9 protein-coding genes are annotated in these 7,305 nt (G+C 36.2%); all 9 read left to right on the top strand.

What is annotated here, in order from left to right:
* Positions 1–155: 155 nt before the first annotated feature.
* The 9 genes from IV81_RS07245 to IV81_RS07205 are packed head-to-tail and all read left to right on the top strand — an operon-like array spanning position 156 to position 7,232.
* The gene (locus IV81_RS07245; protein WP_057803754.1) at positions 156–614 is read left to right on the top strand and encodes a DUF441 domain-containing protein; all 459 of its coding nucleotides are present in this window, start codon (positions 156–158) and stop codon (positions 612–614) included.
* Positions 615–626: 12 nt separating this feature from the next.
* Positions 627–1,493 carry a CvfB family protein gene (locus tag IV81_RS07240; RefSeq protein WP_057803752.1) on the top strand — a complete coding sequence of 289 codons (867 nt, stop codon included), beginning with the start codon at positions 627–629 and terminating at the stop codon, positions 1,491–1,493.
* A 3-nt stretch (positions 1,494–1,496) separates the two neighbouring features.
* Positions 1,497–2,384 carry a site-specific tyrosine recombinase XerD gene (gene xerD, locus IV81_RS07235; protein ID WP_057803751.1) on the top strand — a complete coding sequence of 296 codons (888 nt, stop codon included), beginning with the start codon at positions 1,497–1,499 and terminating at the stop codon, positions 2,382–2,384.
* 16 nt (positions 2,385–2,400) lie between these two features.
* Positions 2,401–2,760 carry a hypothetical protein gene (locus IV81_RS07230; RefSeq protein ID WP_057803749.1) on the top strand — a complete coding sequence of 120 codons (360 nt, stop codon included), beginning with the start codon at positions 2,401–2,403 and terminating at the stop codon, positions 2,758–2,760.
* Positions 2,750–3,478: a segregation and condensation protein A gene (locus IV81_RS07225; RefSeq protein ID WP_057803748.1), complete on the top strand. Its 729-nt coding sequence runs from the start codon at positions 2,750–2,752 to the stop codon at positions 3,476–3,478. Before IV81_RS07230 ends, IV81_RS07225 begins: the two co-directional genes overlap by 11 nt.
* Positions 3,478–4,068 carry an SMC-Scp complex subunit ScpB gene (scpB, locus tag IV81_RS07220; RefSeq protein ID WP_057803746.1) on the top strand — a complete coding sequence of 197 codons (591 nt, stop codon included), beginning with the start codon at positions 3,478–3,480 and terminating at the stop codon, positions 4,066–4,068. The genes IV81_RS07225 and scpB overlap by 1 nt, the downstream gene beginning before the upstream one ends.
* Positions 4,068–4,793, top strand: a complete 726-nt coding sequence (locus IV81_RS07215) for a pseudouridine synthase (RefSeq protein WP_057803744.1) — start codon at positions 4,068–4,070, stop codon at positions 4,791–4,793. The genes scpB and IV81_RS07215 overlap by 1 nt, the downstream gene beginning before the upstream one ends.
* A gap of 56 nt (positions 4,794–4,849) precedes the next feature.
* Positions 4,850–5,818 carry a helix-turn-helix domain-containing protein gene (locus tag IV81_RS07210; protein WP_162257322.1) on the top strand — a complete coding sequence of 323 codons (969 nt, stop codon included), beginning with the start codon at positions 4,850–4,852 and terminating at the stop codon, positions 5,816–5,818.
* The gene (locus tag IV81_RS07205) at positions 5,799–7,232 is read left to right on the top strand and encodes a RecQ family ATP-dependent DNA helicase (RefSeq protein WP_083484700.1); all 1,434 of its coding nucleotides are present in this window, start codon (positions 5,799–5,801) and stop codon (positions 7,230–7,232) included. The genes IV81_RS07210 and IV81_RS07205 overlap by 20 nt, the downstream gene beginning before the upstream one ends.
* Positions 7,233–7,305: the final 73 nt, after the last annotated feature.

The raw sequence follows: 7,305 nt of genomic DNA, 5'->3' as shown, positions 1-7,305 counted from the left end.
CTATCACACCAAATATTGTACAGCCCTTTTTTTATGGGCAACGGTGTTTCTTTGCAATGAAACGTTTTAATTGTTTTGATTCGCTAATGTTAATGCAAAACGAGTAAATTTCGCTTATAATGGTTTTATGTAAACCAAGTGCAGGAGGAATTAAAATGGAGAGCTGGTTATTTTTAATTGGGATTTTAGTGGTCGCTTTTTTGGGGAAAAATCAATCCTTGATTATTGCGGCGGTTGTCGTCTTAATTTTAAAAATATTGCCATATTCACAACGTCTTTTTCCTCTTATTGAGAAACAAGGAATTAATTGGGGTGTAACGCTGATTTCAATTACGATTTTAATTCCGATTGCTACTGGTAGGGTTGGAATCATGGATCTAATAAGTGCCTTTAAATCACCGGTCGGTTGGATTGCGGTTGCCTGTGGAATCTTGGTATCATTGCTTTCGTATCAAGGTGTAGGTTTCTTATCGGCAAGTCCCGAAGTGACCGTTGCGTTAGTTATGGGAACCATCATCGGTGTGGTATTTATGAATGGTATCGCTGCAGGACCAATTATTGCATCGGGAATTGCATATATTATTATTCAGCTTCTTCAAATTCAAATTAAATAAATGGGTGAAAAAATGAGTACATTATTAGGACAAGTTGCAAAAGGTAAGGTTATCGATGAGAATAGCAATTTTTATTTTGTTCAGCTAGAAGATGGCTTAACCTATAAGTTAGATAAAAAAGAAATTAAAAAGCCTCTTAAAAATGGAAGTTTATTTGGTGGCTTTGTGTATGAAAATGCTAATCACGAACGACAAATGACGCGGGTTCAACCAAAAGCTACTTCAGGAAAGTACGGTTGGGGGACTGTGGTTAAAACACGAAAAGATTTAGGTGTTTTTGTGGATGTCGGATTACCAGACAAGGACGTTGTGATTTCACTTGATGAATTACCAACCGAAACTAGCATTTGGCCACATTCTGGTGATCAAATTTTAGTGTATTTATCAGTTGATAAAAAAGAGCGAATGTGGGCTCACCCTGCGGATTCTGAAGTCTTTAAAGCTATTTCAGTTCGTGCTTCGAAGTCGATGGTTAATAAAAACGTAAAAGCCACGGCTTTCAGGTTAAAGATGGCTGGAACTTTAGTACTGACAACTAATTTTAATCTGGGCTTCATCCACGCTTCTGAGAGGGATCGTGAACCACGTCTCGGGGAACAATTAAATGCTCGTGTAATCGGTGTTCATCCAGATGGGACGCTGAACTTGTCCTTAAAGCCACGAAATTATGAAGCTCTGGGCGATGATGCAGCGATGATTTTAGCAATGGTAGAGCATACCACCGAAAAATCATTGCCGTTTAACGATAAAAGTAACCCTGAGTCAATTAAGAAACAGTTTGGCATTAGCAAAGGTCGTTTTAAAATGGCTTTAGGACATCTTTTAAAAGCAGGCGTAATTAAGCAAACGGCTGATGGAATTTTCCTAAAGGAGAAGTAGGAGATGAATGATCTGATAAATGATTATCTCCATTCTCTAAAAGTTGAGAGGGGTTTGTCAGATAATACAATCATTAGCTATCGTCAGGAATTAAAAAGACTAGCAGATTATTTAAATCAAGTTAGTATTGAAAATATAACGGATGTTGATCGCTATACTATTTTAGATTATCTAAACGATTTAAAAAAAGCTGGTCGAGCGAGAAGCTCTTCAATTCATACAATTTCGAGTTTGAGAAAATTTTTTAAGTATTTATTGATTACTGAACAAATTGAATTTGATCCGATGACTAATATAGATCCGCCTAAAAGTGCACATCATCTTCCCTCGGTTCTTACAACGGCGGAAGTTGAAAAATTACTTCAAGTTCCGAATACGAATGAACCTCTTGGGATCAGGGATCGGACGATCTTAGAAGTGATGTATGCGACCGGTTTACGGGTTAGTGAATTAATTTCTCTAAATTTAAATGAACTACATTTGGAAATGGGATTAATCGAGACTCTCGGAAAAGGAAATAAGAAGAGGATTATTCCAATTGGAGATGTTGCAATAAAGTGGCTTAATCGTTACATTAATGGTGCTCGGCAAGAATTGTTAGGAAATAAAAATTATAATGAGATATTTTTGAATCAGCACGGAAGGCCACTAACTCGACAAGGAGTTTGGAAAAACTTAAAAAATCAGGTTAAAAAGGCTGGGATTGAAAAAAATATAACACCGCATACTCTTCGACATTCATTTGCAACGCATTTACTTGAAAATGGCGCTGATTTAAGGATTGTACAAGAGCTATTAGGACATGCGGACATTTCAACAACTCAAATTTATACACATATCACACGTCAACGGTTGGTCGATGTGTATGATAAGTATCATCCAAGAGCATAAGTTATTAAGGAGCAGTATGTTAGTAAAGTATTCTGAATCAAAAAAGCAAATTGCAATGGGGCTTCTTTCAATGGTTAAGGAGTTCAATACGATTGAGGTCGTTCAACTGGTATTGGGGCGATTTAGTAAAAAAAATCGGCAAATTTACTTAGAACGTAGAAATGGTACCTATATTGGAATTGTTATGATTATTCTAGAAGAGGACTGTTTGGTCATTGAACGGATGGCTTTTATTGCTAACGAAGAGACAGTTTTTAATGAAAATGAAATAATACGTTCTTTAAAATCGATCTATCCTGATCGTCGGATAATGGGATCCTTAAAAACAAGCGCAATTATTGAACGTTTTGAAATGGGGCAGGTAAATGAAGACTAAAGCGTATAACTTACCCAGTGTAAAACTCGATGAGTTCGAAGGACCGTTAGACTTGTTACTGCACCTAATTCGTCAATCAAAAATGAGCATTTATGATATCAAAATTTCAGAAATAACCAGCCAATATTTGGAATATCTACACTCACAAAAGTTACTATTACTGAATATTGCGGGAGAATACTTAGTAATGGCTGCTAAATTAACTGAAATTAAAGGGAAAATGCTATTACCAAATGACGAAGAATTAATTGAAGAAGATGATCCAAGAACTGATTTAGTCGATCGTCTACTTGAATATCAAATTTTTAAGGAAGCTTCTGAAGAACTGAAATTATTGGAAAACGATCGTCAAAAATCTTTTTCTCGACCTGCGATGGATGAAGATCCGTCAACGTCATCTCGGTTAGCACCGGGGATTACAGTTGATGATCTGCAAGGAGCCTTGCAAAAGGTTTTAGCGCGTCAGGCATTGATGGAACCAGCGTTTAAAAAGGTTCGTGCCGAAGGAATTTCAATTGAAGAGCGAATTATTGAAATAAAAGCAAAACTTCAGGAGCTAGGGACGTGTCTTTTTGAGGACCTATTCAAATTCCAGGCAGATAAGGAATTAATCGTAACAACCTTTATGGCAATTTTAGAACTTGCTAAAAACCATCAAATTTTACTAGAGCAAGAGGCATCTGAACAATCGATAAAAGTTAAGTTGGGTGAAGTTTAATGAACAATGAACAACAAGTTGAGGCACTTCTTTTTATCGTAGGTTCTGAAGGAGTGTCAGTTGAAAGTCTTGCAGAGATTACTGGCTATGCTCGGCCTGCGATTTCAACCATATTAGACGATCTAGCTGAGCGATATGCGAAAGATAAACGAACGGCTTTAATGTTAATTCAAACGGGTGGCACGTATAAATTAGTGACTAAACCTGAGCTGTCTAAAGTTTTAAAAAAATATTTTGATCAATCTAACAGATCAGGTCTTTCAGCTGCCGCTTTGGAAATTCTAGCAATTATTGCTTATCGTCAACCAATTACCCGGATTGAAATTGATGAGGTTCGGGGGGTGCATAGCGGTACAACAATCCAAAATTTAGTTTTAAGAAACCTAATTAAGGTTGCTGGGCGTTTAAACGAGCCCGGTCGACCTAAAACATATGCAACAACCGCGGAGTTTCTAGATTACTTCGGATTGAAAAATATTGATGAGTTACCAAAGTTGGAAAACTCAGTTTCAAGTGATCAGGATCAAGAAGAGGACTTATTTTTAAAAGAGTTCGAGTCGAAAATGAATATAAATGATGGAGAAAATTAATGGAAGAAAGATTGCAAAAAGTTATGGCGGAAGCTGGTGTAGCGTCTCGCAGAAAATCAGAAAAGCTCATTAGTGAAGGGCATGTTCGAGTTAATGGTGAGGTTATTAAGCAATTAGGTACGAAGGTTTCTAACCATGATGAAATTGAAGTCGATGGGGTTCCTGTTCAGCGTGAGAAGGTTGTGTATTTTCTATTAAACAAACCACGCGGAGTTATTACTTCTGCCCGCGATGATAAAAATCGAAAAACAGTAATGGACTTTTTCCCAGATGTAACGGAACGCATTTATCCAGTAGGAAGACTGGATTACGATACATCGGGGGCAGTTTTAATGACGAACGATGGTGCTCTAGCGAATGGACTGACACACCCCAAATTTAAGTTTGAAAAGAACTATACTGCAAAGGTAAAGGGTATCGTGAATGGTGCTGATCTTAAAAAGCTTGAAAACGGAATCGTAATTGACCATAAAAAGACCGCTAAGGCAAAGGCAAAACTAATCAGCACTGATGACGAAAAAAAGACATCTTTAGTACAACTTACCATTCATGAAGGTAGAAATCACCAAGTGAAAAATATGTTTATGGCAATCGGTCACCCTGTAGCAAAACTACGTCGGGATAGCTATTCCTTTTTGACTATTGATGGCGTTCAATCTGGAAAATGGCGTGCACTTAAAGTCAACGAGGTTAATCGTTTGAAACGCCAAATTGAAAACAAATGATCCCAGAAGATGTATTATCATTTTTTGATGTTAATCAGGGGAGACGCCCAAAAGTATTGATTAATCTGATGGTTGGAAAAGAAACGGTTTCGTCTCTATTTTGGGGATTGAATTATGAGATGTTGAGTTACATTGATCTGTGGAAACAAATCGATCAGACTCAATTTTTAAAGATGGTTAAAGAAGCAAATAAATTAGGACTATTGATAACCCAAGATGATAAAATTTTTTTAACTAATGCGGGGCAACAAAAGCAAATTTCCCTGGGTGACCTTTCATCGAACGCGCTAGAATTAAAATTGGACGAGGCCCTCGACTTATTTTTACTATCATCACAAGTAATGTCAGAATTGAGTTTTAAAAACAGCCTTTATGTTCCGATAAATGATGATAATCGAATCAATTTCTTGGTCAAAAGATGGTTTAAAAGTTTGAAGGGTGATTTTGTTGAGAATCGAAAGATGGTATTGGCATACAAAGATGCTCTTAAAAATGTTCTGAGTGAATTAAGCGATCAAGATGCAGATCTATTTATTAATTATTTACCCAACCATGCTGATTCTGGAATGACAATTGCTCAATTAGCCAGAAACTTAAATCTAACTCAATTTCAAACAGAACTGAAACTGCGAATAATCTTTAAAAAGATATTCGATGTGATCTTATCAAAAGAAATTTATCCCCTCTTTGATTTAATAAGACCTTTATTGCGAGAGAGTATTTTACCAGACAGTGTATTACAATCTTGGAAATTACTACAAAAGGGAATGTCGATACAACAAGTTGCAAAGGTTAAAAATATTAAGGAGAACACCGTTAAGGAGCATATTTTAACGGTTGCAATTTTAAAAGACCAATTTCCATATGAAAAATTTACAATAATGTCTTTTGAACTTCCGGGAAGGCCCGAAACTTGGAAATTTGAGGACGCACAAAAATTTGACTCTCGATTAACTTTTTTTGATTTTAGATTAATTCAAATTAAAAAAATTAAGGATTTACAAAATGATAGAAGTTTCAGATAAAGATATTTATCAACAATTAAATACTCAATTTGGATTCTCAAAATTCAAACCCGGTCAATTAGAAGTACTTCGACAGCTCCTGGACGATAAAAATACGTTAGCAGTTTTACCAACGGGTGCTGGTAAAACGCTTATCTATCAAATGTATGGCTTTTTAGCAAAGGGGACAGTGGTTATTGTTTCGCCTTTGCTTTCGTTAATTAAAGATCAAATTAATCGACTAAGACTTAGTGGCGAAAGACGTGTGGCAGAAATAACATCCCAAGTGCGGTATAGTGACCAATATCAAGTTCTTAAAAATTTACATAAATATAAATTTGTATTTATGTCGCCTGAAAGCTTACAAAGAGAAGATGTAAAACAAGCATTACAGCAAATCAAAATTAGTCTTTTTGTGGTCGATGAGGCGCATTGTGTGGTCCAATGGGGAAAATCGTTTCGTCCAGATTATTTACGAGTTGGACAAGCTCGCAAACAACTAGGAAATCCCTTAATACTGATGTTAACGGCCACCGCAAGTCGAGAAACACGGCTAGAGATTATCAAGTACCTTGAGGTAAGAAGTTATACCGAATATGTTGGATCAGTTGATAGAAAAAACATTTATTTAGACTTTTTGGAAGCTGAGACAAGAAATGATAAGGACGAGCTGTTACTGGATATTCTCGAAGAGTTGCCAGGATCCGGAATTATTTATTTTTCAAGTCGTAAAGTTGCTAATCAAGTTAGTGACATGATTAATAATAATTTAAATCTCAATTCAGCTCCGTACCATGCAGGAATGAGTACGATTGATCGATTCCAAGTTCAAAGTCAATTTCAACATAATCAACTAAATGTAATTTGTGCTACTAGCGCATTTGGAATGGGGATCGACAAACCTGATATCAGATTTGTTATTCACTACCATATGCCCGGCGACGTTGAAAGTTATGTTCAAGAGCTTGGGCGGGCCGGACGAGATGGACAACAAAGTGTCGCAATCATGCTATATACCCCAGGGGATGAAGCAATTCCATCAATTTTAAATAGCTTTTCAGTTCCCAGTACGGAAGCACTAGTGTCCGACCAATTGGCTGAAAACTTGAATGATGAGCAAAAAAGTTTAATAAAATATTATCGGGATTATGGATTAACGAATACCGAATTAAAAGCTTTATTTGAAAAACAAAGTAAACAAAATAATTTTCAAATTGGATCGATGCTCCGTCTTATTCACGAAAAGGAATGTCATCGAAAAGTGTTATTAGAATACTTTGATGAGCAATTCGATGGACATCAAGATCAATGTTGTGGGTCAATTGATCACTTTGAAAAATTGGGGATTAGAATTGATACAGATACGCATAACGTTAGGAAACCTGAAATTGAACCCTGGAAGGAACGCTTAAATAAAATTTTTGCCGACAGATAGGCGATTTTTCGTAGTCATTCAAAAAAAAATATTGTAAAATACATTTTATTGGTATGTATTTGGGAGGATTAAA

Origin of the sequence: Pediococcus stilesii (assembly GCF_001437075.1) — a bacterium.
GTDB classification, from domain to species: domain Bacteria; phylum Bacillota; class Bacilli; order Lactobacillales; family Lactobacillaceae; genus Pediococcus; species Pediococcus stilesii.
The sequence above is the reverse complement of the archived record's forward strand: the minus strand, read 5'-3'. Positions and strand labels throughout refer to the sequence as shown.